Annotated in this window: 24 protein-coding genes; 2 read left to right on the forward strand and 22 right to left on the reverse strand. The window is 40.4% G+C overall.

What is annotated here, in order from left to right:
* Positions 1 to 2: 2 nt before the first annotated feature.
* From FPV17_RS12135 to spoVK, 7 genes are all read right to left on the reverse strand, one after another.
* On the reverse strand, positions 3 to 1,226 hold the full coding sequence (locus tag FPV17_RS12135; protein WP_274273602.1) for an MFS transporter: 1,224 nt from the start codon (positions 1,224 to 1,226) through the stop codon (positions 3 to 5).
* 354 nt (positions 1,227 to 1,580) lie between these two features.
* Positions 1,581 to 2,690 carry a DNA polymerase IV gene (dinB, locus tag FPV17_RS12140; protein ID WP_144559140.1) on the reverse strand — a complete coding sequence of 370 codons (1,110 nt, stop codon included), beginning with the start codon at positions 2,688 to 2,690 and terminating at the stop codon, positions 1,581 to 1,583.
* 395 nt (positions 2,691 to 3,085) lie between these two features.
* Complete coding sequence (locus FPV17_RS12145; protein ID WP_081762352.1) at positions 3,086 to 3,592, reverse strand: spore coat protein; 507 nt, start codon at positions 3,590 to 3,592, stop codon at positions 3,086 to 3,088.
* 89 nt (positions 3,593 to 3,681) lie between these two features.
* Positions 3,682 to 4,068 carry a hypothetical protein gene (locus FPV17_RS12150; protein WP_144559141.1) on the reverse strand — a complete coding sequence of 129 codons (387 nt, stop codon included), beginning with the start codon at positions 4,066 to 4,068 and terminating at the stop codon, positions 3,682 to 3,684.
* A gap of 345 nt (positions 4,069 to 4,413) precedes the next feature.
* On the reverse strand, positions 4,414 to 5,763 hold the full coding sequence (gene glnA / locus FPV17_RS12155) for a type I glutamate--ammonia ligase (RefSeq protein ID WP_060704029.1): 1,350 nt from the start codon (positions 5,761 to 5,763) through the stop codon (positions 4,414 to 4,416).
* A 126-nt stretch (positions 5,764 to 5,889) separates the two neighbouring features.
* Positions 5,890 to 7,158, reverse strand: a complete 1,269-nt coding sequence (locus FPV17_RS12160) for a methionine gamma-lyase family protein (protein ID WP_144559142.1) — start codon at positions 7,156 to 7,158, stop codon at positions 5,890 to 5,892.
* Positions 7,159 to 7,247: 89 nt separating this feature from the next.
* Positions 7,248 to 8,174, reverse strand: coding sequence for a stage V sporulation protein K (gene spoVK / locus FPV17_RS12165; protein ID WP_144559143.1), 927 nt, complete (start codon positions 8,172 to 8,174; stop codon positions 7,248 to 7,250).
* A 189-nt stretch (positions 8,175 to 8,363) separates the two neighbouring features.
* On the opposite strand from spoVK, the gene FPV17_RS12170 reads away from it, so the two are divergent.
* A complete protein-coding gene (locus tag FPV17_RS12170; RefSeq protein ID WP_052008200.1) occupies positions 8,364 to 9,332 on the forward strand; it encodes a tyrosine-type recombinase/integrase in 969 nt (322 codons plus the stop codon).
* Positions 9,333 to 9,374: 42 nt separating this feature from the next.
* On the opposite strand, the gene hfq is transcribed toward FPV17_RS12170, so the two are convergent.
* From hfq to miaB, 8 genes are all read right to left on the reverse strand, one after another.
* Entirely contained in the window at positions 9,375 to 9,608 is a 234-nt protein-coding gene (gene hfq / locus FPV17_RS12175; RefSeq protein ID WP_035397294.1) for an RNA chaperone Hfq, read from the reverse strand.
* A 37-nt stretch (positions 9,609 to 9,645) separates the two neighbouring features.
* Positions 9,646 to 10,614 carry a tRNA (adenosine(37)-N6)-dimethylallyltransferase MiaA gene (gene miaA, locus FPV17_RS12180; RefSeq protein WP_246117034.1) on the reverse strand — a complete coding sequence of 323 codons (969 nt, stop codon included), beginning with the start codon at positions 10,612 to 10,614 and terminating at the stop codon, positions 9,646 to 9,648.
* Complete coding sequence (locus tag FPV17_RS12185) at positions 10,611 to 11,384, reverse strand: class I SAM-dependent methyltransferase (RefSeq protein WP_144559144.1); 774 nt, start codon at positions 11,382 to 11,384, stop codon at positions 10,611 to 10,613. The genes miaA and FPV17_RS12185 overlap by 4 nt, the downstream gene beginning before the upstream one ends.
* Positions 11,385 to 11,398: 14 nt before the next feature.
* Positions 11,399 to 13,288 carry a DNA mismatch repair endonuclease MutL gene (gene mutL / locus FPV17_RS12190; RefSeq protein WP_144559145.1) on the reverse strand — a complete coding sequence of 630 codons (1,890 nt, stop codon included), beginning with the start codon at positions 13,286 to 13,288 and terminating at the stop codon, positions 11,399 to 11,401.
* Between the two features lie 10 nt (positions 13,289 to 13,298).
* On the reverse strand, positions 13,299 to 15,884 hold the full coding sequence (mutS, locus tag FPV17_RS12195) for a DNA mismatch repair protein MutS (protein WP_144559146.1): 2,586 nt from the start codon (positions 15,882 to 15,884) through the stop codon (positions 13,299 to 13,301).
* Between the two features lie 105 nt (positions 15,885 to 15,989).
* Entirely contained in the window at positions 15,990 to 16,565 is a 576-nt protein-coding gene (locus tag FPV17_RS12200; protein WP_035397289.1) for an outer spore coat protein CotE, read from the reverse strand.
* A gap of 160 nt (positions 16,566 to 16,725) precedes the next feature.
* Positions 16,726 to 17,145, reverse strand: coding sequence for a YlbF/YmcA family competence regulator (locus tag FPV17_RS12205; protein WP_035397287.1), 420 nt, complete (start codon positions 17,143 to 17,145; stop codon positions 16,726 to 16,728).
* Positions 17,145 to 18,707 carry a tRNA (N6-isopentenyl adenosine(37)-C2)-methylthiotransferase MiaB gene (gene miaB / locus FPV17_RS12210; protein WP_144559147.1) on the reverse strand — a complete coding sequence of 521 codons (1,563 nt, stop codon included), beginning with the start codon at positions 18,705 to 18,707 and terminating at the stop codon, positions 17,145 to 17,147. The genes FPV17_RS12205 and miaB overlap by 1 nt, the downstream gene beginning before the upstream one ends.
* Before the next feature lie 175 nt (positions 18,708 to 18,882).
* Here miaB and FPV17_RS12215 point away from each other — a divergent pair, with 175 nt between their 5' ends.
* A complete protein-coding gene (locus FPV17_RS12215) occupies positions 18,883 to 19,689 on the forward strand; it encodes a protein-glutamine gamma-glutamyltransferase (RefSeq protein WP_035397285.1) in 807 nt (268 codons plus the stop codon).
* Between the two features lie 39 nt (positions 19,690 to 19,728).
* Here FPV17_RS12215 and FPV17_RS12220 read toward each other — a convergent pair whose 3' ends face one another.
* The 7 genes from FPV17_RS12220 to FPV17_RS12250 form a co-directional block, all read right to left on the reverse strand.
* Complete coding sequence (locus FPV17_RS12220; RefSeq protein WP_035397283.1) at positions 19,729 to 19,989, reverse strand: stage V sporulation protein S; 261 nt, start codon at positions 19,987 to 19,989, stop codon at positions 19,729 to 19,731.
* Positions 19,990 to 20,102: 113 nt separating this feature from the next.
* Entirely contained in the window at positions 20,103 to 20,894 is a 792-nt protein-coding gene (locus FPV17_RS12225; protein WP_144559148.1) for a TIGR00282 family metallophosphoesterase, read from the reverse strand.
* Between the two features lie 53 nt (positions 20,895 to 20,947).
* On the reverse strand, positions 20,948 to 22,525 hold the full coding sequence (rny, locus tag FPV17_RS12230) for a ribonuclease Y (RefSeq protein ID WP_144559149.1): 1,578 nt from the start codon (positions 22,523 to 22,525) through the stop codon (positions 20,948 to 20,950).
* 135 nt (positions 22,526 to 22,660) lie between these two features.
* On the reverse strand, positions 22,661 to 23,329 hold the full coding sequence (locus FPV17_RS12235) for an AAA family ATPase (RefSeq protein ID WP_035397279.1): 669 nt from the start codon (positions 23,327 to 23,329) through the stop codon (positions 22,661 to 22,663).
* A complete protein-coding gene (locus FPV17_RS12240; protein ID WP_035397277.1) occupies positions 23,322 to 23,573 on the reverse strand; it encodes a DUF2203 family protein in 252 nt (83 codons plus the stop codon). Before FPV17_RS12240 ends, FPV17_RS12235 begins: the two co-directional genes overlap by 8 nt.
* Positions 23,570 to 25,003, reverse strand: coding sequence for an AAA family ATPase (locus FPV17_RS12245; protein ID WP_246117207.1), 1,434 nt, complete (start codon positions 25,001 to 25,003; stop codon positions 23,570 to 23,572). The genes FPV17_RS12240 and FPV17_RS12245 overlap by 4 nt, the downstream gene beginning before the upstream one ends.
* Entirely contained in the window at positions 24,990 to 25,979 is a 990-nt protein-coding gene (locus FPV17_RS12250; protein WP_052008199.1) for a metallophosphoesterase family protein, read from the reverse strand. Before FPV17_RS12250 ends, FPV17_RS12245 begins: the two co-directional genes overlap by 14 nt.
* Positions 25,980 to 26,007 lie beyond the last annotated feature (28 nt).

Genomic DNA, 26,007 nt, shown 5'->3' on the forward strand with positions numbered 1-26,007 from the left:
TTTTACTGTTCATTTACCGTTTCCTGTTCTTCTTTCTTTTGTTCCTGCGACAACAACCATTTCAGTACAGCAGCTGTTAGTAAAAACAGCACGCCTGCGCTGATAAAGACATAGGATATACCGAAACTTGCTGCGAGTAATCCCCCAGACACAGGACCTAGCACATTCCCTAAAAAACGAAAGCTTTGATTATAGCCGAGCACTTCTCCTTGCATGGAAATTGGACACGCTTGACGAATAAATGCGGTCGTACAAGGAATTAAGCCCCCGACTGCCAATCCGAAAATAAACCGTAACACAATTAACTGCCATAAAGAATCGACAAAACCTTGAGGGATAAAGAACAATCCTGACAAAATTAAAAGTAAAAGCATGACTTTTTCATGCCCAATGCGATCACCTAGTTGACCCCATTTTCTTGTTGACAGTAAATTACCGAGGCCTGTAATCGAAAAAGCCACTCCCGCTAAAAACGCCATATTTTCTGTTGAACTCGTCAAATCATTGACAAATAAAGCGAGTAGCGGTTGAATGCTAAACAGTGCCATTTGAATAATGAGCGCAACGACCATCACCATCAGAAGGATCGGAGACCGCACGATAAACTGAATGACTTCTTTCGCGGAATACCGCTTCTTCTTTTCTCCTTTTTCTTCATAAATGACTTCTTTGACACCAAAGACAACTAGAAAAGAAGCAAACGTTAAGATAGAAGCCGTCAAAATAAAGGTCAGCTCCATTCCAACGGTGTCTGCAATTAGCCCACCAAATAATGGTCCTAGTAAACCTCCTGATACAGTTCCTGTTTGTAACGTTCCAAGCGTTTCTCCTGCTGTGCGTTTGCTACTTTGAGCAGCAATCAACGCCATAGAAGCAGGAATAAACCCTGTTGCTAAACCCATAAAGGCGCGCAAAACAAATAACGCTTCAACAGAATTAACATAGCCCATTAAAAAGACAGAAATAGCAATGCCAAATCCTGTTCCAATTAAAACTTTCTTTCGTCCATAACGATCGCCAATTCTACCCCATATTGGTGCGACAAGAAACGCTACTAAAAAAGAAACGCCAAACACGAAACCCGACCATCTTTGCACATCTTCTCCTGAATACTGTCCGAACGATTCAATGTACAAGGATAAAAAAGGAATGACCATCGTCATGCTTGCGCCAACAAATAGGTTGGCAAACCACATAATAAGTAAATTACGCTTTTCTGCTTTTATACCGATCACCTTCGTTACATAAGGATGCTCCTTATTATTTCGCAACTCTAAATATATGCGAAAAAAAAACAGCCGTCAAACCTCTTTTACGCGCTAAATCCGTAAAAAAAGGATTAAAACAGCTACTTTCCTTCCTCTTGATTCTTTTTTCACACTTCTTGAAAAAAAACATAATCTATTGATAACCACTACATAGGAGGCGAATGGAATGGATCTTTCAGATGAAATGGTGTTACTCATTACCATTCTCGTACTATTTATCTTATTAATTATTGTTGGAATTATTTTGTTTTACCTGTAGTCAACGTTATTCCACTACTGCAACAGCAATACATGTCACATTAGATAGTCATTTTAAAACAAAGATAAGGTTTGATAACGGATTTCAACAAGGTTTGTTACACTTAAACCAAGCAACCGTACTTGACGATCCACCGTTCCATAAGCTAGCCACAGTTCTTGGGCATACCTGTACAGATCATCCCATTTGTGAACATAATCAGGCAAGCTAATACGTCGTGTAATCGTATCAAATGAACGATAGCGAATTTTAATAACAATGGTTTTTCCTTGTTTTTTCACACGCTCAAGAGAGGATTGCACTTCTTCAGCAAGCACCCGTAACTTTCGCAAAACGTCTTCATCTGTCACGAGGGGTTGAGAATACGTATGTTCTTTCCCGACGGATTTACGATCCCGGTGGACTTTTAACCGATTATGATCAATTCCCCTTGCACGCTTATAATAAGAAAGACCCGCTTTGCCAAAATGATGAACGAGATCGAGTTGAGTTAACTGATACAAGTCATTTCCGGTATAGATATGCAAGCTATGCATTTTCGCCGCTGTTTTCGGTCCAATTCCAGGAAATTTTTCTACCGGCAGTTCTTTTATAAACGCTTCTGCTCGATCAGGTGGAATAACGGTTAAACCAGCCGGTTTCTTTAAATCGGAAGCGATTTTAGCGAGAAATTTATTATAGGAAACACCTGCTGAACTCGTCAGTCCAGTCTTCTCCCAGATCTCACGTTGAATATGCCGAGCTAACTTGCTTGCGCTTACTTCTCCCAAACGATTTGTTGTCACATCTAAATACGCTTCATCAATTGACATCGGTTCTACTAGGTCTGTGTATGCAAGCATAACTTCACGAACTTTCAAAGACGCCTCCTGGTACGCTTTATAGTTACCAGATATGAAAATTCCTTCCGGGCAACGCTTGTACGCTTCATATGCACTCATGGCTGAATGAATTCCGTACTTTCTTGCTTCATAGTTCGCCGTGGAGACAATGCCTTTACCTCCTGTTTTTCTTGGGTGTTTTGCAATAATAACAGGCTTTCCTTTTAAAGAAGGATTATCCCGTTCTTCTACAGATGAAAAAAAAGCATCCATATCAATGTGAATGATTTTTCGTGACGTATCCCGATATGGCTCAGGCAGCTTAAAATTGTGATTTGCCATAACAAACCCGCCTCTTTCATTTTTCCTCGTACCATCCATTATAGGGGAACGTATGATCGAAGTCAATTAAATTCGGTTGTACCATTTCTAGCCAGAACTCTTAGGTACCAAAAAATGACTTCTCAACAAGAATAAATCTTTCTATTGAGAGATCTGGAGATAAACCACCTATTTGCTATGTTTCCTTTCAGAGTGGTTTCAAATAACGAGCATCACTGAAGAATAAACCTAAACGCATATTTTATCGTGTCTAACAGTTAGAGGCATAGCTAATAGACACCTCTATTCAAACATTCTAATAACTTGTAAATCTATTAGCTTCATACAGTATCTATTCCATTAGATGCTTTTCCTATGTATAAAGAGGGCGAACAACTCTCCCTCTTTTAAAACGATTACAAGATATCTAATCTTACAAGCAAAGCTAAAAGGATTTGAAGCAAAAGTTGAATGTTAACGGCAATTTGTGTATCAGTTGTAGTAACATCAACATTTTTAGAGTTTTCAACAACAGTTTTTTGATAGTTTAACTGTTTGATTTTAGAACTTTGCAGAAGTTCTTGAGTGATCTTATCAGCTTTTTCGCTGTCTGCAATGGAAATACTGATGACTAACGCAATAGCGGTTTGTAAAGATGCTTGTAATGAAAGAGCTGCTTTCGTATCAGTAGAATTTACTGTTACATCACAAGAATCTTTAATTAGGATAAACTCTTCTGACAATTGCAATGTCTTGTTAACTTGTGAAGCACCTTGAGTAGGTGAACCTCCATTATTATCCATTGGATGACATGCTTCTGGATCTAAAGCCGACCAACGCTTGTTATTTCTCCAATGAGATTCGTGATCCTCACATTTCTTACACTCTTTTTCTTCAACTTCAATATGACTTTCTTCACTCATTTCTAATACCCCTTCCTTCATAGTCTACTTTACTTTATGTCGTAATATATTTTTTGCTTGGGCAGATTAATTAAGGGCTTTTACCTGTTTTAAAATCTTCTTCGGTTAACAAATGAATTTGGATTGTGCTTCCTAGTAATCACAGCTGGTCTCTCATAAAAATCGTTTGAATCAGCTGACATCCCATTATTAACCTCGTAAGAATCTTCTTTTTCTGGAGAATTTGCAGAATCGGTCAGTTTCTTTCTTAATAGGCTCTTCTCTAAATTACTAGAATCAAAAGAAGTTTTCATTGGTTTCCCTACAGTATCCATGTCTATATTCTGCAAAAACTTATTGACTTCTGTTTGAATATCTACGACGGTACTCTTTACTTTTGCTTGATCCGTTAAAGATAGATCTTTAGAAACATTCACATTATACTTGTCTAAAATACGGCCTACTACTACCTCCACTAAGTGTTGGTGATTATTCATGTTGACTTCCCCTTCCAGTAAATTCGTATTTAAGAATGGTTTTTCACACTTTAGAACATTATTTCTTCTATACTTTTCGTTCATCTTATCCTTCAGTTGTATCCCCATAAATCCATTCTTTCTAAGTAGTTTATGTTTCAACACATTTTTTGATTGGGCCCTTAAGTACCAAAAACTGATCCTGAAAAAAACTAGCAGCACATAAAACGATTGAATGATTTACGAATCTATTAGATGTCTGCATTCACCGTAGTTAGAAAATCGAAACAAAGCCTTTCCCACGCTTCGATAAATGACACCAAAACAAAAAAACCTCAACACATAATGTGTCGAGGGCTTCGTCTTTTAGTAATTCTGCATGAATTGTTCTCTTTCCCACGGATGGACTTGGGTGCGGAACATATCCCACTCAATTTCTTTTGCTTCAATAAAGTGTTCAACTGCATGCTCTCCTAATGCTTGAACAAGTGTGTCGTCTTTCACTAAACTTTCAAGCGCTTCAGCTAGTGAAGCCGGTAAAGCTTTAATGCCTTCTTCTACACGCTCTTCCTTGCTCATGACATAAATGTTTCGATCCGTTGCTTCTGGAGGCGTCATTTTACGCTTGATACCATCTAAACCAGATGCTAACATAACAGCCATTGCTAAATACGGGTTAGCAGATGGGTCTGGACTACGTACTTCAATACGTGTTGATACACCACGTGAAGACGGGATACGGATAAGTGGTGAACGATTACGCATCGACCAAGCAATATAAACAGGTGCTTCGTAGCCTGGTACTAAACGCTTGTACGAGTTAACAATTGGATTCGTAATAGCTGTAAAGCCTTCAGCATGCTCTAAAATACCACTTAAGAACTGCATGGCTGTTTTGCTTAACTGACTTTCTGTTTTCTCGTCATAAAATGCGTTACCCTCTTTTGTAAAGAGCGACATGTTTAAATGCATACCAGAGCCATTTACACCAAACAATGGTTTTGGCATAAACGTTGCATGAAGACCATGCTTACGAGCGATGGTTTTAACAACAAGCTTAAACGTCTGAATGTTGTCACATGCGGTAATCGCATCAGCGTATTTAAAATCAATTTCGTGCTGACCAGGTGCAACTTCATGGTGAGATGCTTCAATGTCAAAGCCCATATCTTCTAGCTCTAAAACGATATCACGACGACAGTTCTCACCAAGGTCAGTTGGTGCAAGGTCAAAATATCCACCTTTATCGTTTAACTCAAGGGTTGGCTCGCCTTTTTCATCATTCTTGAATAAGAAAAATTCCGGCTCTGGACCAATGTTAAACCCTGTAAAACCTAATTCTTCTGCTTGTTTTAACACGCGCTTTAAAATCCCGCGAGGATCTCCATCAAATGGTGTTGGCTCTTCGCCTGGTTTACCTGGTTGATAAATATCACAAATTAATCGTGCTACTTTCCCTTTTTCAGGTGTCCATGGGAAGATGACCCACGTATCTAAATCCGGATAAAGGTACATATCTGATTCTTCAATTCGTACAAAACCCTCGATGGAAGATCCGTCAAACATCATCTTGTTATCCAGCGCTTTTGAAAGCTGATCCACTGGAATTTCTACGTTTTTAATTGTTCCTAATAAGTCTGTAAACTGTAGACGAATAAAGCGTACATTTTCGTCTTGTGCAATGCGAACAATATCTTCTCTTGAATAATTTGGCAACGCATTTGCTCCTCTCACTCTGTTTTTATATGTAGAAAAGGACGTAAACGCCTTTTTACATGACTTTTAAACGATAAGCTATGTACGTATCGTACTAAAGGCTTTTTTGTTCGTCAAGAAAAGTCCTTATTCGTTGTCTTCCTTTTCCCCACGGTTCCTAAACGTCTTTTCTACTGCTTTCGTTACAGCAAGCTTCACATGTTCATACGTTAGGCCACCTTGAACATACGCAGTAAATGGCGCACGCAATGGGCCGTCAGCAGTTAATTCAATACTTGCACCTTGCACGAATGTGCCTGCCGCCATAATGACATCATCTTCATAACCTGGCATATAGCTCGGCGTTGGTGTAACGTGGGCATTTACTGGGGAAGTGTGTTGAATGGATTGACAAAAGGCAACCATTTGTTCAGCTGTGTCAAAATAGACCGCTTGAATTAAATCAGTGCGTGTTTCACTCCAACGCGGTGACGTCTTCATTCCTACTTCTTCTAATAAAGCAGCTGTGAAATGAGCACCTTTTACGCTTTGAGCGACCACGTGTGGGGCTAAAAAGAAGCCTTGATACATGTCTGTTAGTGTCCCAAGTGTTGCCCCTCCTTCAGCACCAATACCCGGTGCAGCTAAACGATAGGAGGCTAACTCTACAAAATCCCGCTTCCCAACAATATACCCACCAGATTTAGCGATGCCACCACCTGGATTTTTAATTAACGAACCTGCCATTAAATCAGCACCAACGTGACAAGGCTCTTTTGTTTCAACAAACTCTCCATAACAATTATCAACGAATACAATGACATCCTCTTTTATCGATTTTACATAAGCGATAATATCTGCTAGTTCAGCAATCGTAAAGGAGGGACGATCTCCATACCCTCGTGAACGCTGAATTCCTATTACTTTCGTCTGTTCATGAATCGCGTTTCGAATACCTTGCTTGTCCATTTTACCGTTCATAAGATCAACTTTGTTGTAGCCAATTGAATAATCACGCAGCGAGCCCTTACCATTTCCTCGAATACCGACAATTTCCTCGAGGGTATCATAAGGCGTTCCGCTAATGTATAGCAATTCATCTCCAGGACGTAATAGACCAAAAAGCGCTACAGCTATGGCGTGTGTACCAGACACAAGCTGATGGCGGACTAAGCTCGCTTCTCCTCCAAACACATCTGCATAAATTGCTTCTAACGTCTCTCGCCCCGCATCATCATACCCATAACCTGTTGAAGGAGTGAAATGAAAATCGGCGACTTGATGGGTCGCAAAACTTTCCATCACTCGATTCTGGTTAAATAGAGCGACTGCATCCACTTGTTCATGAATTGGTTTTATTTTGTCTTCTGCGCGTTGTACAAGCACGCTGACTTCTTTTGAAAATAATGATTTCATACGTTGTTTCTCTCCTAATTAAATTCAATCCTCTTAAGCTTATCACGTCATAAAAAAGAAAGAAATAAAATGGCGCCATGACACGCATCTTATTTCTTGAATGTGAAATCTTCTTTTCGTAATGTCTCAAGCTCTGATTTTGTAAACTTATCTTCTTTTAACACCCGAACCGCTTGAAGTCGAATCGCTTCTTCCACCATATTTCTTATATAACGTCCGTTGCTAAAAGCATACGTTTCCTCTACTAAAACATGCTTTAGATGCTCACGACAGCGATTCAATGCATCTTTTTCAATCATATAATCTCGATCTTTCGCCATTCCAATAAGCATCTCTATCAGTTCTTCTACCGAGTAATTCGGGAACGTAATTGAAATCGGAAAACGAGACGGTAAGCCCGGATTCAAAGACAGAAAAAAATCCATTTCTTTTGAATAACCCGCTAAAATGAGCACAAATTCATTTGCATGATTCTCCATTCCGCGAACGAGTGTATCAATGGCTTCTTTTCCAAAGTCTTTTTCCCCACCTCTTGAAAGAGAGTACGCTTCATCAATGAACAGAACGCCTCCTTGGGCTTGCTTTAAGACATCCCTTGTTTTCTGCGCAGTATGCCCAATATACTCACCAACAAGATCAGCCCGCTCCATTTCGATAAAGTGCCCTTTTGAGAGAACATTCATTTCATGTAAAAAAGAGGCAATAAGCCGAGCAACCGTTGTCTTGCCAGTGCCAGGATTGCCTTTGAAAATCATGTGCAATACTTGTTTTGGTGATTTTAAGCCGACTTCCTTCCGTCGTTCACTAATATAAATCCATGCGTACAGTTCTTTTACAAGCGCCTTTATCTCTTTTAAGCCGATATAGTTTGCAAGTTTATGTTCAAACCGAACGAGAACTTCATGCTTTTCTTTTTCTTCAACAGACACAAACCAATCTGTGCTCGCACGCTTTTCAGGAGATTTATTTAACACGACATTTATCCGCGCATTATTTTTCATTTGGTGATTTGACATGGTTAGTAAGACCTCCCTCGAAACCTCATCACTCCTACTACTATACGTGTAAGAAGACAATGCGTGATAAACACCCAAACGATGCTTCCTCTTCTTTATCTTATGGCTATGGTAGAAAAACCATGCCTCTAATCCTTCCCATAGACATTTACACGGTTTTTGTTAAAATTTAAGAAAAGGGGGAGTTGGATGGACGTATTGTCGTGGAAAAACGTGTTTTTAGATCAGCTCGCTCTAAAAGGAAGAAAGCAGGGAACGATTCGTCGCTATGACTATGATTTGCTTGACTTCTTTCAATGGTTAGAAGAAAAGCCCTTTAAAACATTAACAACAGATGAGGTTGAAGCGTTTTACCATCACTTAATGATGTCACGTCAGTATAAAGTGCGGACAATCCGCCGAATCTCTTCTGTACTTCGTCGTTTTACACTGTTTTTACTGGAAGAAGGCTCCTTACAAGATCATCCATTGCTCCATCATGAACCACCTTTGTTGAACCTTGAGCCCTTAACAAGAAATGAGTGGATTAGTCAAAAAGAAACAACAATTTTGCTCAAAACAAGCCATTCTGAAAGAGGGTTAACCGAAAACCAACGAGCCGCTCGACCGCAATTAACAGAACGGAATTATACGATTTTGCTATTGCTAACGAACTATGGCATTACGCTAGGCGAAGCATGTGCGCTTACAATGAGGGATACATCTTTTATTCAACAGACGATTATTGTTGGTTCAGATGCCTCTAAACGGACTCTAGTATTAGAGGACGACCACGCTAAACAACTTTATGTTTATTGGAGTAGCATTCCAGAACCTGTTCGACCTCGTATGCACACAGATGATTCATTCTTCGTCGCGTTTGATTTTACAAGACGAACCTATCATTGGTCTTATGAACACGATCGCCCAAAAGCATTAACTGCTATTGCTCTTCAAAAAATGATTCGTACAGAAGTTGCACGTGCACATTTACGGAAAGGCATTTCCGCACAACATTTTCGTAATTCCTACTTACTACGATCGTTACTCTATTCTGGGCATGATCATCAGCTACAGCATAAACTTGGATTAAAAAGTCCGTTGTCTCTTCGCCGTTATGTACTGACCGTCTCGCGATTAACGACAAAAGAAAAAGCGCTTTTACTCACAACTAGATAAAAAAGATCTCTGAACAGTTGTTCAAGAGATCTTTTTCTACTTTTATACGTCCGTTTCGCTTTTCAACTGGACGTTTTTTTGCGGTGCAAATGTTGAAATTGCATGCTTATATACAAGCTGCTGCTTTCCTTCTGTCTCAATAATGACCGTGAAGTTGTCAAATCCCTTTATTGTGCCACGAAGTTGAAACCCATTTAATAAAAACATCGTGACTGGAATCGATTCCTTTCTTAGTTGATTTAAAAATTGATCTTGAATGTTCACCGTTGACTTCATAACGATAGCCCCTCTCTCTCTATGTGTTTCTACTTAATTATTCGAGTCCATTTTTAAATTTCCTGCAAGAAAAATCGACGACTTTCGGTAAAATTTCTTCAATCGTCTGGGAAGTAACATCAAACCATTCTGCTTCACTTTTATTTTTAAACCACGTTAGTTGTCTTTTTGCATACTGGCGCGAACGAGTTTTGATTTGGTCAATAGCTTGTGACAATGATTGCTCTCGATTAAAGTAAGCATACAGTTCTTTATAACCAATGGCTTGGATCGCCGGTCCTTCAATGCCTGCTTTATACAAAGCCTCTACTTCTTCAACAAGCCCCAGTTCCATCATACGGTCTACACGTTGATTTATGCGACTATACAGAAGCTCTCTATCCATTGTTAGACCAATTAGCGCACTATGGAACCGAGGCACCGATTGTTCTTCTTCCCGTTCAGAAAAACGATGCCCTGTAGTATGAAGGACTTCCAAGGCACGGATGACACGTCGTTCGTTATGAGGATGAATGGATTCTGCTGCTTTTGGATCCTTCTCTACAAGCAATTGAAACAGAGCTGATCCCCCCTGTTTTTGAGCAAACATTTCCAGCTCTTGCCTATAAGCTGGATCGCTTTCTGCTTTAGAAAACGATAAATGGTGGGTAATAGCTTGGACGTACAACCCTGTGCCTCCAACCATGATGGGCATTTTACCTCGGGCCTTTACATTCGAAATTGCTGCTAGTGCACGGTCTTGAAAGCTCGAAACTGTCCATGGCTCCGTTGGGTGCAGCATATCAATTAAATGGTGAGGTACACGTGCTCTCTCTGCATCAGTTGGCTTCGCCGTTCCAATCGTCATACCTTGATACACTTGCATCGAATCAGCATTAATTATTTCGCCTTGTAACGTTTCTGCTAGACGTATACTTAGTTCGGTTTTTCCGACTGCGGTTGGTCCAACAACTGCAATTAATGGATCTTTTTTCAACAACATACTTCCTTCCACTGTTTCATTCATTGCTTGATTACACCATATTGAAACGATGCATTTGCTCGTTTTTCTACTGAAAACCCGAGCGTTGCAAACAAATCACTTTTTGTGTGATTTTTTAAAACGACTTTTTTTCGCGCGACTCGTTTTGCTTCTTCGACCATAGTGGCTGTTAACGATTGATAAGACGCAAATTGCTTTAGCCCTGCAATACCAGGGGAATGTAACCGAACATCGAACATCGGATCAAAGTAAACGACATCGACACTTTTTGATTCGCTTTTCTTTAAAAAAGAGAGACTATCTGTTTTAGTTACGTTTATCCGCCTTAAAGCATCAATAAAAAGGTCATCACCTTCACGCCAATTTGCAAGTCCGTGACTGACAATAAATGCTACATAGGCATTTGCTTCTAAACCAATAACCTGTCCCTTTTGGCCGACAGCCAATTGTGCCATCGTAGCGTCTGCCCCCATACCGAGTGTAGCGTCAATAAACGTGTCTCCTGGCCCTAACTCCGTTGCGGCTAGAAAAGGATCATAGCCTGATCTTCGCCACTGCTTATAGCGTAGAAAAGCAACATTCGGGTGATAATAAAACGGCTCTGCCCCTTGCTGCTTATGCAAAATTAGTTTGTCTTTCGCAACAACTAACAGTGGCTGATCACCAAACGCTAAATAGAAATCTTCGATGGAGCGATCATTTCGATCAATAAACGTACCGTTAAGTGGCGTTATATAAGACATCGCTTCCTCTTTTAAGCGTTCCACTTGTTTTCTTGCTGTTGTTACAATCACGTTTGTTTGCCCCTCTACATTACACGTTTAAACATTTTTTCTAATTCATAGGTGGAGAAGTGGATCAGAATAGGACGACCATGGGGACATGTATAAGGCTCTTCACACCGCCTTAACGTTTCTAGCAGTTCAAACATCTCATCATGTCGCAAGTGCCGATTCGCTTTAATGGCCGCTTTACAACTCATTAAAATGGCCGCTTCTTCTCGCAACCGGTACAAGTCAATTCGTTTAGTCCCAAGCAACTGGTCTATGATTTCGCGAATAGACGACTCTTCTTCTCCTCTTGGAAACCATATTGGATGTGACCGCACAACATACGTATGGTGACCAAATGGTTCAAGGGTTAACCCTACCATTTCTAATTTCTCTTTTGATTCTTGAATCATGGCTGCTTCTCGAGCGGTAAATTCTAGTGTTAGCGGAACGAGTAAATCTTGTAACGTTGACGTAGGCTCACTTAGTTTTTTGCGGAAATACTCATATTTAATCCGTTCCTGTGCCGCATGTTGATCAATTAAGTACATACCGTTATCGTTTTGCGCAACGATATAAGTTCCATGCATTTGTCCAACTGGGTACAAAGGAGGAATGGTTGAAACGATCACTTCTTCAGATTTTTCTTGTTTGAGTTCAGATTGAACCGTTGGCGCTGTTTCAACCAGTTGCTCCATTTCAGCTTCAACATCCTTTTGACTGTTGTATTGCTGTTCTTGCATCGAAAACGGTTCCTCAGTCTTGGAAGTCGTTTTCAGCGGTGCAAGGTCACTCAACGGTTTCTTTTTGTAGGCATATGTTTCTTCATGAACCGCTACATCTGTCTCCTCTGATTCTACTGCTCGATCTTGGTAGCGCAATGAAAACGCTAGTTGTTGCGACGTTTGTTTCTCAACAACCGGCTTAGGTGATTGTGGAATTAATGTTTCCTGTGCAAAGACTTCTTTGATTGCAGTTGTCATCACTTCGCCAAGAGCCTCTTCTTTACTAAGTCGCACTTCAAGCTTTGATGGGTGTACGTTCACATCAATTAATGTTGGGTCCATTTCAATTTTCACTACCGCTAGTGGATAACGGCCAATCGGCAACAACGTATGAAAGCCTTGTTGAATGGCTTGTGCCAACTTGTAGTTACGAATGTAACGACCATTAATAAAGATAGACATGTATTGTCGGCTCGCTCGGGTTAGTTCTGGCTTAGCCACATAACCAGACACCGTATAATCAAGAGACTGTCCTTCAATCGGCACCATCATTGAAGCGGTTTGACGACCATACACTTCTGCAATGACCTGTAAGAGTCGACCGTTCCCGGTTGTATTTAAAACCGTTTTCCCATCACTCGTGTAGTGAAAAGAAATAGCAGGATACGCCAACGCCATTCGATTGACTACATCACTAACATGACCAGATTCAGTCAATTTTGTTTTTAAGTACTTTAACCGCGCCGGTGTATTATAAAATAAATCTTTGATGACGATGCTTGTCCCTTTTTTTGCACTGGAAGGCTGCCGATCAATCAATTCACCACCATGAAGAGTCAATTCTACTCCTTGCGTCCCCGTACTCGTTTGCACAGTTAACGTCGATACCGACGCAATACTTGGTAAAGCCTCTCCTCGAAACCCTAACGTACGAATAGAAAACAAGTCGCGATCGTTTTGGATTTTTGAGGTGGCATGGCGTAAAAATGCCGTTTCCACTTGATCCGATGCTATCCCATGTCCATTGTCAACAATACGAATCGATTCCATACCGCCCTCTACTATTTCAACTAAAATGTCTGTTGCATCAGCATCAATAGCATTTTCAATTAATTCTTTCACAATTGAGGCAGGACGTTCAACCACTTCCCCAGCGGCTATTTTGTTGGACAAAGAATCATGTAACTGGCGAATGACTTTCACTGCACACACCTCATTTCTTTCTTAACTGCATTTGCCAATCGTTCACCTTTTTCATTGCTTCAAAAGGCGTGACGTGCAAAAGATCTAATTCCTGTAGCGCCTTTAAAACGCTTTGTTCTTTTTTTGTTTTCCCATTCTTTTTCTCTTCTTTTACTTGAAACAAACTTAATTGCTCCACATCTTCGTGAGTGGAAGCAACTTCTTCGTGAACGACTGTATGCTCTTGTGTAGCCTTTGTTGGTTTTGCTTCAAACGTCGCCAACAATTCATTTGCTCGTTTTGTTACAGACTCAGGTAAGCCAGCCAGCTCTGCAACATACACACCATAGCTACGATCGGCGGCACCTTCAATAATTTGGTGCAAGAACACGACTGTACCGTCTTCTTCAGTAGCAGACACATGGACGTTTCGTAATGTTGGAATTGACTTTGCCAGTTCCGTCAATTCATGATAATGGGTGGAGAACAACGTCTTTGCACCAATAGATTCGTGGATATACTCAATAATAGCCTGTGCTAAAGCCATCCCGTCATAAGTTGATGTTCCACGACCAATTTCGTCTAGTATAATAAGGCTATTTTCCGTCGCCTTTGTTAAGGCATCCTTTGTTTCCATCATTTCGACCATAAATGTACTTTGGCCACTCGCTAAGTCATCAGCAGCACCAATTCTCGTAAAGATTCGATCAAAAATCGGCATTGTTGCTTGCTTAGCAGGCACAAAACTTCCGATTTGAGTTAAGATAGCGCTAAGTGCAAGCTGTCGCATATAAGTAGATTTACCACCCATATTCGGTCCAGTAATAAGTAACATATCTCGTTCATCTGTTAAATCAATATCGTTTTCAACATATGTTCCCCGCTGAATAACCGTTTCTACCACAGGGTGTCGACCTTGAATGATATTAATTTGACGTGTTTCTGTTACAGTTGGCTTTACATACTGCTGTTTTTCGGCTACCATCGCAAAGCTTGCGAGAACGTCCATTTCGCTTATTTCTGTAGCGAGTTTTTGCAAAGAAGGCACATATTCTTGCACAACTGTACGAATATCGATAAACAATTGATACTCTAGTTCTGTGAGTGATTCTTCCGCCTCTACTATTAATGCTTCTTTCTCTTTGAGCTCAGGTGTAATATAGCGTTCTGCGTTTGTTAACGTTTGCTTACGCTCATATCTTCCTTCTGGTAGTAGGTGCGTATTCGCTCGTGACACTTCAATATAATAACCAAAGACTTTGTTATAACCGACTTTTAATGAACGGATGCCTGTAAATTCTCGTTCTTGCTGTTCCAGTTGTGCAATCCACTGTTTTCCATTTTTACTGGCATCACGATACCGATCAAGCTCTTCATTATAGCCATCAACAAGAATGCCGCCATCCGTTAGCGAAATAGGTGGGTCGTCCACGATACTGCTCGTTAATAATTGAACAAGGGTTCCGTACGTTTCAATCGACTGTAGCCAATTTTTATTAATCGCTAAACCGTCTAACTGGGCTTTGATATCAGGTAGCTTTTTTAACGATCGCTTTAGCTGTACAAGTTCTCTCGCATTTACACTCCCGTACGCAATACGAGCAGCTAAACGCTCTATATCGTACACTTCTTTTAATAAATCCCGTAACGCTTCTCGTTCAAAAAAAGCATGATAAAACTGCTCAACAACCTCTTGGCGCTCTTTAATTGCTCTAGGTCGTACAAGTGGTCGATCCATCCATTGTCGCATTAAGCGCCCGCCCATCGACGTAACCGTTTGATCAATAACTGACAGGAGCGAGCCTTGCTTTTTCTTCTCTCGTAATGTCTCCACTAGTTCTAAATTTCGTTTTGCGTGAATATCCAATTTCAAATAATCATCTGTTGATAGGAATGTAGCTTGTTGAAGATGATGTAACGATTGCTTCTGCGTCTCTACTAAGTAATGAAGTAATCGATAGTATGCTTTCTGTAATACAGGATGTTTAATGTTCGTAACTAAATGCTGATATTCTTCTAGCGGCTCTTCATGCTGCCGATAAGAAATTAAAATGGAGCGATTATGGGCGAAGGAGGCATGTAACTGCTCTTCCACTTCAATAGGCGCTACAACTTCCTTGGAGCGACTTGTAGTAATCTCTTCTAGTAGATCATCCATAGTGCCGTTAATAAGTGTGACATCACTTTCGCCAGTCGATAAATCACATCGAGCTACTCCGTACGCACCGTCAGCAACAGCAATGGCAACAAGAAAATTGTTTTCTCTTTCTGAAAGAAGCTTGCTGTTCATGAGTGTTCCGGGAGTCAATAATTTCGTCACTTCGCGTTTAACGACTCCCTTTACCATTTTAGGGTCTTCTACTTGCTCACAAATGGCCACTTTATAGCCTTTATCAATTAACTGTGTCATATAATTTTCAGCTGAATGATGTGGAACACCACACATTGGAATTCGATCTTCCCCTTGCCCTCTACCTGTTAGCGTAATTTCTAATTCTTTCGCTGCCGTCTGTGCGTCTTCATAGAACATTTCATAGAAGTCACCTAATCTAAAAAATAGAATCGCATCTTGATAGTGTTCTTTTATCTCTAAATATTGCTTCATCATTGGCGTCATTCTAAACGTGCCTCCGTTAATCCTAAAATCTTACGTCATTATATCATAGTAAAGGCTGTCCCTTCATTCAAGAAAAAAAAAGCCAGCTGTATCATTCAGCTTGGCTTAGGATTTATCGACTTCTTCTTGTAAAAAATTCGGATCAATTTGCTCATAATCATCATCGGATAGGTCTCTGCCTAAAGCATCTAGTGGATACTCTTCAATCACTCCTTCAGGGTTGACTGCAACAGCTACTTTTGTTTCCCCGATACATTCTACTACAAACTCTCGTTCTACTTGAACATCAACGGAATGGCCATTTTCACTAATGACTGCCTCTAACGTGTTTGGTTGTTGTACAGCTTTTGCAACAACGTCAAGTTCTTCAGAAATGACATTCTCATCTTTCATCGATAAAGGAACAATGTCGGTGTAAGAAACGGTTTGAGTGGCTACCTCTGTTTTTGTATTATTTCCGTATGAATACCAGACATTAATATCGTACGTTCCGCTTACTTCAATGTTGTCTCCGCGTTTCTTTGCACTATAGGTATGATTAATGATCCAACACCCTAAAATACTTGACGGACGTTCTGTCGGTCGAATATGATGAGTAGCTTCTGAAAATTTCCGTCCTTTTCCACAGACCGCTTTCGTAATAATTTCACGATAACTTGATGAACTTCTTGGATCTGCCATCCTGTTCCCTCCATTCACAATTCACCTAAAGCCTAAGCAGCCAGCACTCTTTATCCGCTCCGCGGGCTTTAGATACACGCTTCTCTATTAAGCTATGTGCACGATGACTTGTTTAGACCATGAAAAAACACCCTAACGAAATAATTAGGGTGTTTCTAGGTTAGCAACGATGAAAGGGACTTTTCGTCGTTGTACCGCGCATGACGTCTCCATCCATGGAACGAATAATTTCATCTGTTACACGTTTTGAAACGGTATTGGTTATAACTTGTAGTAGCTCATTCACTTCAATTTGACTACGTTTAAATTCTTGAACCAGCGGAATGTCATCAATTTGATTATGAAGTTCATCTATTTTTGCTTCTACTTCTTTCATTGCTTCTAGTTTACCGTAATGGCGTAAATTAACAGCTTCCTTTTGGTGCTTTTTAATCTCAGCGATCATCTCTTGAACACGCAAATGTTCATTGATTTTCTTTTCTGCTCGTTTAAAGAAATCAACCTCTTCTGTTTGCGCAAGCATCGTTGCCAGTTCTTTTGCTTTTTCCCGAATGTCTTTTCGTGTATACAGTGTGCTCATTACACACGCACCTCCGCTGTTTCAATCATTTTTCCATTAAGAGACCATGTTTTAGCCTCTGTCACTTGAATATAGACAATCTCACCAATAACGGACTTAGGACCGACAAAGTTTACTAATCGATTTGTTCGCGTTCTTCCAGCTAATACATCAGGGTTTTTCTTACTTTCACCTTCAACAAGAACTTCGACTACTTTATCTTGATAATCTAAGTTGCGCTTCTCAGATATGCTGTTTACAAGAGCATTCAAACGTGCCAGACGTTTCTTTTTTGTTTCCATCGGTACATTATCTTCCATTCGTGCAGCAGGCGTGCCTTCACGAGGAGAATAAATATACGTAAAAGCTGCATCAAACTGCATCTCTTCAACAAGTGATAACATGTCTTCGAATTGTTCCTCAGTTTCATTTGGGAAACCAACAATTAAATCCGTTGTAAACGAAGCATTAGGAATGGCTTCTTTAATTTTGCTTGCGAGGGTCACGTATTGCTCTCGTGAGTACTTTCTTCCCATCAGTTTTAAAATCTCAGTATTTCCATGTTGAACAGGTAAATGAATATGTTCAACTAAGTTTCCACCTTGAGCCAAAACCTCAATTAAATGATCATCAAAGTCTCTTGGATGACTTGTCGTAAACCGAACACGAGGTATGTCGATTTTATGAATTGCATCCATTAGTTCTCCAAGACCACCGTAATCACCAGGAAGATCTTTACCGTAAGCGTTAACGTTTTGCCCTAGTAATGTTACTTCTTTGTACCCCTGACGAGCTAAGTCACGAACTTCATTTATAATATCCTCTGGCAAACGACTTCGTTCTTTTCCTCGTGTATAAGGCACAATACAGTACGTACAGAATTTATCGCAACCGTACATGATGTTTACCCAAGCTTGCGTTTTATTTTGACGTTTTCGTGGCATATTTTCCACAACATCGCCCTCTTTTGACCATACTTCAACGACCATTTCTTTTCCAAAAATGGCTCCTTGTAAAAGAGTAGGCAAGCGGTGAATGTTATGCGTACCAAAAATCAAATCAATGTGCTGATGTTTCTGTAGAATGCGGCTAACAACCGATTCTTCTTGTGACATACAGCCACAAACACCAATAATGAGCTCGGGTTTCTCTAATTTTAAAGGCTTTAAATGACCAATCTCTCCAAACACTTTGTTTTCTGCGTTTTCACGAATGGCACATGTGTTAAGAAGAATAACATCCGCTTCAGTCGTTTCGGTTGTTTCTTCGAAGCCCATTTCTACTAGCATCCCTGACATATTCTCTGAATCGTGTACGTTCATTTGGCAACCATATGTACGAATCAGGAATTTTTTTCCCTTTCCGAGATTGGCCAACTCCGCTGGAACAATATGATCTGGTCGAATCACTTGAACTTCTTCACGCTTGCGTTTGCGACCAGAGCGATAGTTCGGTTGGTCATAAATTGTAATATCTCTACCTTTTATTTTGACTACCTTTTTTTCATCATCTTCTGATATAATCCGTGCATCACTAAAATCAAAGTAATGGCTGTAATCTTTCGCCTTCTTTTGATCAGACATTTCTATTGCTCTCCTTTCGTGCCAACAATCCATTCCCTCCATATTATACGTGGCAAAGCGGTAGAACACAATGACAACCGTTCTTTTCCTCTTCATTCGAGCTTCATGCGCATAATTTCTGTCACTTGATCATTGATTAATAGTAATCGTGCACACATCATTGGAGGGATCTACGATGATAACCATTCAAGATAAACCGTTAAATACATCTTCATTACCAGCTTTATCCCAAATCGAAACAGCTATCATTCAAAGTTTGGCTAGTCAAAGCGTTTCCTACAACTACGCATCTTTACAAGAGTTGAGCTTCGAACTAGCGTTACGAAAACACACGATTCACGCTTCTATTAGTTTGTTGCAAAGCGGGGCTCGTTTTGAATCGTTTATGCGCTCAACTTGTAATCCACGCTTTTGGAGACGAATGCCTAATGGTGCTTTTCAATTAAATCCTTATGTTCGTCCATCTGATGCCATCGAGGATATTTTTCAAAATGGGCAGCTGTATGGCTTTGAGTGCGCAACGGCCATTATTATTATTTTTTATAAAGCAGTGAAAGACTCCATTGATCAACAATCCTTTGACCAATTGTTTCAGCAACTCTATTTATATTCTTGGGAACATGATGAAGATTTGCAGTTAGAAACACGAGCAGGAACAGACTACGTAATTGGTGACTGTCTTTACTTTGATAATCCTGATTTTGCACCTCAGCACTCAGTATGGCGGGGAGAAAATGTTATTAAGCTTAATGATAATTTATACTATGGTCATGGAATTGCCATTCGCACGTCTGAAGAAATCATTTATCATTTGAATCAAATGCGACGTCCTGGCGCAACTACCACGGCTCATTTACTTCCTCAAGTAACACGGTTAAACTTTACATTTGTGCGTACCTTTTCAAGCAATGGGTATACACCAAGAACGTCTCTTGATTCTGCGGTTACCATTCAAACCGGCAACCAAACAAGATTATCGTAAAAAAAAATAGAGAAGGTGTCATGGACACCTTCTCTATTTTTAACGCGGTTCAATAATTAGCTTAATAGCCGTTCGCTCTTCCCCTTCAATCTCTATATCCGTAAATGCCGGAATACAAACGAGATCAATTCCACTCGGGGCGACAAATCCTCTCGCAATGGCAACTGCTTTTATGGACTGATTGAGTGCGCCTGCACCAATCGCTTGAATCTCTGCGGCACCTCTCTCACGAATAACGCCTGCCAAAGCTCCTGCTACTGAATTTGGTGTCGATTTTGCTGATACTTTTAACACTTCCATTTCTACCCCTCCTTAAGCAAATAACAGTTCGATCAATTCAAAATCGAATAGATGATGTCTAACAGGCTATCTGCCTTATTACATCTATATTTGCTTAGAGGGACAGATATGCCTTAATAAATGGTTTGCTCGTCCGTTCGAGTAATTCTCTTAATGCTCGTTGCGTTCATCGTCTTATCGTTTATTGTAATGATGCATGCATTTAACTGTCTTTTTCCTTCTGCTACTTCAAATCGAACAGGCATACTTGTTAGAAATTTATGCAGCACAGCATGACGATCCATTCCTAAAATTCCATCAAGAGGACCTGTCATACCAACATCTGATAAATACGCTGTCCCTTGAGGAAGAATTCGCTCATCAGCCGTTTGCACATGTGTGTGTGTGCCAATTACTGCACTCACCCGACCATCTAAATACCAGCCCATCGCTTGTTTTTCGCTCGTTGTTTCAGCATGAAAGTCTACGAAAATGACATCTGCTTCACCATTCATTTCTGCTAAAATGTCATCAACTTTTTTAAACGGACAATCAACTGGGTTCATAAACGTTCGTCCAATTAAATTAATCACAGCTAACTTTACTTGATTAATTTGAATGATTCGATAGCCAACTCCTGGTGTCCCTTCAGGATAATTGGCTGGTCGAACAAGAGCCGTTGCATCTTCGATAAACGAAAAAATCTCTTTCTTATCCCAAGAATGATTTCCAAGTGTCACAGCCTGCGCACCTTCAGCTAAAAAACCTTTGTAAATTTTTTCGGTAATCCCTTTTCCATGAGCCGCATTTTCGCCATTTATAATTGTCACCGTCGGCTTATATTCTTGCTTTAACCCTTTTATATGTTCAGTGATCATTTCTCTACCAGGAGAACCAACAACATCACCAATAAATAAAATCTTCAAAAAACCCCTACTTTCCTTTTGATTTACAAAAAAATAAAGTGGCTTTCGCCACTTTATTTAGCATATTCAACTGCACGAGTTTCACGAATGACAGTAACACGTATATGTCCTGGATAATCTAGCTCTTGCTCAATCTTCTTCGTAATATCTCTAGCAAGACTGTGAGCTAGTGCGTCATCCACCACATCCGGTCTTACCATAATGCGTACCTCTCGACCGGCTTGAATCGCAAACGTCTTTTCAACACCATCAAATGATTCAGAGATCTCTTCTAGCTTCTCTAATCTTCGAATGTATGTTTCGAGGGTTTCACGTCTAGCACCAGGTCGAGCAGCTGATAATGCATCTGCTGCTGCAACAAGAGTGGAAATAATGGATGTCGCTTCTACATCGCCGTGATGTGAAGCAATCGAGTTGATCACAACCGGATGCTCCTTGTATTTCGTCGCAAGCTCAACACCAATTTCAACATGGCTTCCTTCCACTTCATGATCAATTGCTTTTCCAATGTCGTGCAATAAACCTGCACGCTTCGCTAGTTTAACATCCTCACCAAGTTCGGCAGCCATTAAGCCTGTCAAATGAGCGACTTCCATTGAATGTTTTAAGACATTTTGACCATAGCTTGTGCGGAAACGAAGTCGACCTAAAATCTTTATCAAATCAGGATGAAGACCATGAACGCCTACTTCAAATGTTGTTTGTTCACCATATTCGCGTATCGTTTCATCGACTTCTCTTCTTGATTTATCGACCATTTCTTCAATTCGAGCTGGATGAATTCGACCGTCTTGCACAAGTTTCTCTAACGCAGACCGCGCAATTTCACGACGAATTGGATCAAAGCCAGAAAGAATAACCGCTTCCGGTGTGTCATCAATAATTAAATCAATACCTGTCAACGTCTCTAAGGCTCGAATGTTACGACCTTCGCGTCCGATAATGCGGCCTTTCATTTCGTCGTTCGGCAGATTCACTACTGAAACCGTTGTTTCGGCAACATGATCCGCTGAGCAACGTTGAATAGCGAGAGAAAGAATTTCTTTCGATCGCTTGTCCGCCGTTTCTTTTGCTTCAGCTAACTTTTCTTTAATGAGAATTGCTGACTCTTGAGCTACTTCTTGCTCAACTTCTTGGCGTATAATCATTCGTGCTTCTTCTCGGCTTAAGCCAGACACCCGCTCTAATTCTTGTTTTTGGTCCAGCAGCAGCTGGCTCATTTTACTTTCCATCTCTTCAACTTGTCGTTGTTTTTTGGCGAGAGATTCCTCTCGTTTTTCTAATGACTCTTCTTTCTTATCGAGAGTTTCACTTTTCCGATCTAGAATCTCTTCTTTTTGAACCAAACGATGCTCTTGTTTCTGAATCTCATTTCTTCGCTCACGTACGTCGCGTTCTGCATCACTTCTTAGCTTGTGAACCTCGTCTTTTACTTCGAGAATCGCTTCTTTTTTGTTCGTTTCTGCTTCACGCGTCGCATCATCAATGATTTGCTTTGCTGCTTGCTCCGCACTTGAAATTTTCCGTTCAGCGATTGATTTTCGAACAAGATATCCAACAACTGCAAAAACTACAGAGAAAGCAAGTACAATGAGGCTTAGAACCAAGAGATTTAATTCAATGCTTGGCATCGTTACACCTCCCTTGCTATCCAATTGTTGGTTTAAATGTTTCACATTTGTTAATCAATAATGAATATATTCATAAAAATTCAACCGTGATACATTGTGTATCATCCATTATTTTACGCTTCACATCTTTTAATGTCAAGGGCTCGTCGCTTCTTCTACTTGGCTGATTCCATCCCGTATTGTTACGATAAATGCTTTATCTCCTGATTCCGTTAAATGATGATTGTGCGTAATCATCAGTATCTGTCGATCAAACATTGTCGCAAGAGATTTTAAGAACTCATATAAATAATGCGTATACTCTCCTGATACATGTTTTCCCGGTTCATCTAAGAGCAATGGACCTGATTGCCTCGGTTGAGTCGTTTCCATTAATGCGACACGTAGTGCAAGAGTAACAATGTCTACGACCCCACCGCCTCTAGCATCCTGCGGCTTCGTTTTTATTTTCATACCATCGTAGTTAGAAACAACAAACATTTCTGCTACCGCTCTGTTACCATGTTCTTCAAGTTCAATTTCAAAAGCGATCATTGGCCCAAATACATATTGCAGTGCGTTCGTTACTAATGTTTCCATTTGCTGCTTCGCTTGCTTTCGTGCATACTCTGCCGATTGCTGTAACAGCACTCTCGCTTTTTCATAGGTGTCAAGGGTTTCTTCATATTCCTTTAAAGCCACTGTTGCTTGTTGAATTTTCTCATTAATAACGTTTCGCTTCTCATCTAAGCGCGTCCACTGATCGTTCTTCTCTCTTAAAGCACGCTCAAGGGCAACAATTGATTCTTGATTTTGATTAGTCACGAGCGATCAATTCTTTCGGGATAAGTGACCATGCCCGTTCCATTGATTGCTCAATCTCTGCCTCTAACTTTACAATCTCTTCGTCTAAGTCTTCTGGCTGAACACCTAACTCTTCTAGTTCTTCAAGCAAGCGCTTCTTTTGATTCTCTAATTCTTCTAATTTTGCTTCTGCTCGATAACGCAGATCTTTTGCTTTATCAATGGCTTGCTTCATTTTATCTAAATCTTGCTCAACTTGTTTCATTTTGACTCCTCCTTCTGCTTTATTGGTTGTCCACATGTTGGACAAAGATTTAACGCGCTTAATGCCTCCGTATAACGTGCAACTTGTTCTTGTTCTTGTTGTTTGGAATGCGCTACAAACGCAGCCCCTTCTTCTAAACGCTTCTTTAAAAGCGTAATCTTTTCTTGGTAACGTGAAAGCACTTGCGTGCGTTCAAATGTTTGCGAAACACTTTCCGCTAGCGGATACGCTTGTAACACCGTATGTGCAAGCTGCTTTCGCTTTAATAACTCATTCTCTTCGTCAGTCGTTTTTTGCAGCCATTCTAAACGTTCTCGTAACTGTTGGGTCTTCATTACTTTCTTGCGTAAATCCGTTACGTGTTCCTCATTAAACGATTGTAAAAAGTGTGTTCGCTCTAAGTGGGCTTTCAATGCCGCTATATTCTCTGTCACGTTTTCCTTATTCTTCTTAAGCCGCTGTAAATGGAGCGTCTGGGTCACCTTATTTGCTAATGCTTTCGCCAGCTGGTCAACCTCGTCAATCGACTCCGTTTTCGTAAGCCATGTCTGACAGGTTGAAAGGTCCTTTGAAATACGTTGCCACTCACTTTGGACAGAAGAAAGCTGATAGCGCTTTGCTGTTAATTGCTGTAATTTTAAAAATAGCAACTCCCATGTATTTAGATCTTTTACCTTAGAAATGGTTTGATCCAGTTGACTTTTTTGACCATTCAATTGCTTAAACTGTTCACTTAAACGTTTTAGTACTTGAACCTTTTGTGCATGTTCCTTTACTCGTTCAAGTAAACGAAAACCTTCGTCTAATTGCTGCTTTGCTTGATCAAGAGGCTTGAATGGTTCCAGTTCTTTCGCTGCTGCTTCTAATTCTTGTTCTTTCCACTTCACCCTTTGTGTTAGCTGTGAAACGTCTTTTGATGTATCACGAATTGCCATATCTAAATAATGAGCTCCACTCATTCTACCAATGGTTTTCGCTCGTATTGAACCGGTTTGTTCCAGTAAAAACGGTCCTTCTAATTGTTGAGCAATTTGCAGCTGCCACTCATGATCGGCATCAATTCGAAACGGTCGCATTTGATGAGCGTTTAAGACTTCCTCTGGTACCGACGAACCGAAACCTTCCAATACGAGATCATCTTGACCCTTTTTTTTAATGATATAGCGGTTCTTCGATGACGTCCGTTCACGCACAAGTGTATGACCGTTTTCAAATTCAATTGTCACCCGTACAAAGTCCGCCCCGACTTTTAAAAAATCTGTCCCTCGTGGTTGATTAAAAAGTGCCCAGCGAACCCCTCTTAACACCGCTGTTTTACCACTATCTGATTGTCCGACAACAACGTTTAAACCTTTGGATAAAGAAACCATTGTATCTAAATGAGATTGAAAATTCTCAAGCCGGACGGAAACCATTTTACTCAGTTTCATCACGCTCCCATCGCTCTTCTATAAGCGTCATTCGCCTCAACGCCTCTTCTCTTACTTTTTCTTCCACATTGGACATGGCTGCGATTTCACGAATGATTTCACCCATTTGTAGCGTTTCAAAATTCGCTTTTTCTTTCACTTGCTGTACGAAGGCATGGAGCTTTTCCTCTTGATGGCTCGCTTTTTCTACGTAAGATCGATCTAAAACAGCTTCACCTTTTTGTGCTTTCAACTGTATCTCTTTCAACCTAATTCCAGATTCGTCTACTTCACCAAGGATGACAGTCGGCATCCGCTCTATTTCTGTCCAATGGTTGTTTATTCGTGCTAGTGCACCTGGGTTGCAAATTAATGTACCGTCTTTTTCCTTAATGCCAAAACCACTATGAAAATGACCAGTGAAAATGACGTCTGCGGTTGTTCCCCAAATATGGTCAATTAATGTGTGGGGCACCCCTTCTGGTAGCGCTCTTTCAACGAGCATACTATGAACAAGGTGAATCATGTATGTAGCATCAGTTTCATTAACAGGGTAATAATCAAGCTTTGGGTCCCGTTGATCAAGGTCATAGTGGTAAGGTTGCCCAGATAGCTGAACCCGAACACCCTCTTTTTCTACTAAAACTGGTTGATCTGGGTGAATAAGAGTCATAATGCCAAAAGCATCAAGAAGCCCTAGCATCGTCCGTGTTACAGTTAAAGGATTATGCCCAAATGTGTCGTGATTGCCAGCTATCGCATAAATAGGTGCTTTCGCCTTTCTAAATAACTGCGCAAACTGCCCAACTGTGCTCGGCGACAAATCAGGTCGGTCGAACACATCTCCACCATGGAGTAAAAAATCCACCTGATGCTCGTTAGCCAAAGCCATTACTTGATCAATTTTATCTTTAATAGTATCAGGAAACGAGTCTAAACGATTTTTCGGGGTCGTACCACGTATATGCGTATCAGTAAAGTAAAGGAATGATATCATACTATATCCTTCGTTCCTTTCGTTGTTA

Origin of the sequence: Shouchella miscanthi (genome assembly GCF_007725405.1) — a bacterium.
In the GTDB taxonomy this organism is placed as follows: Bacteria; Bacillota; Bacilli; order Bacillales; family Bacillaceae_D; genus Shouchella; species Shouchella hunanensis.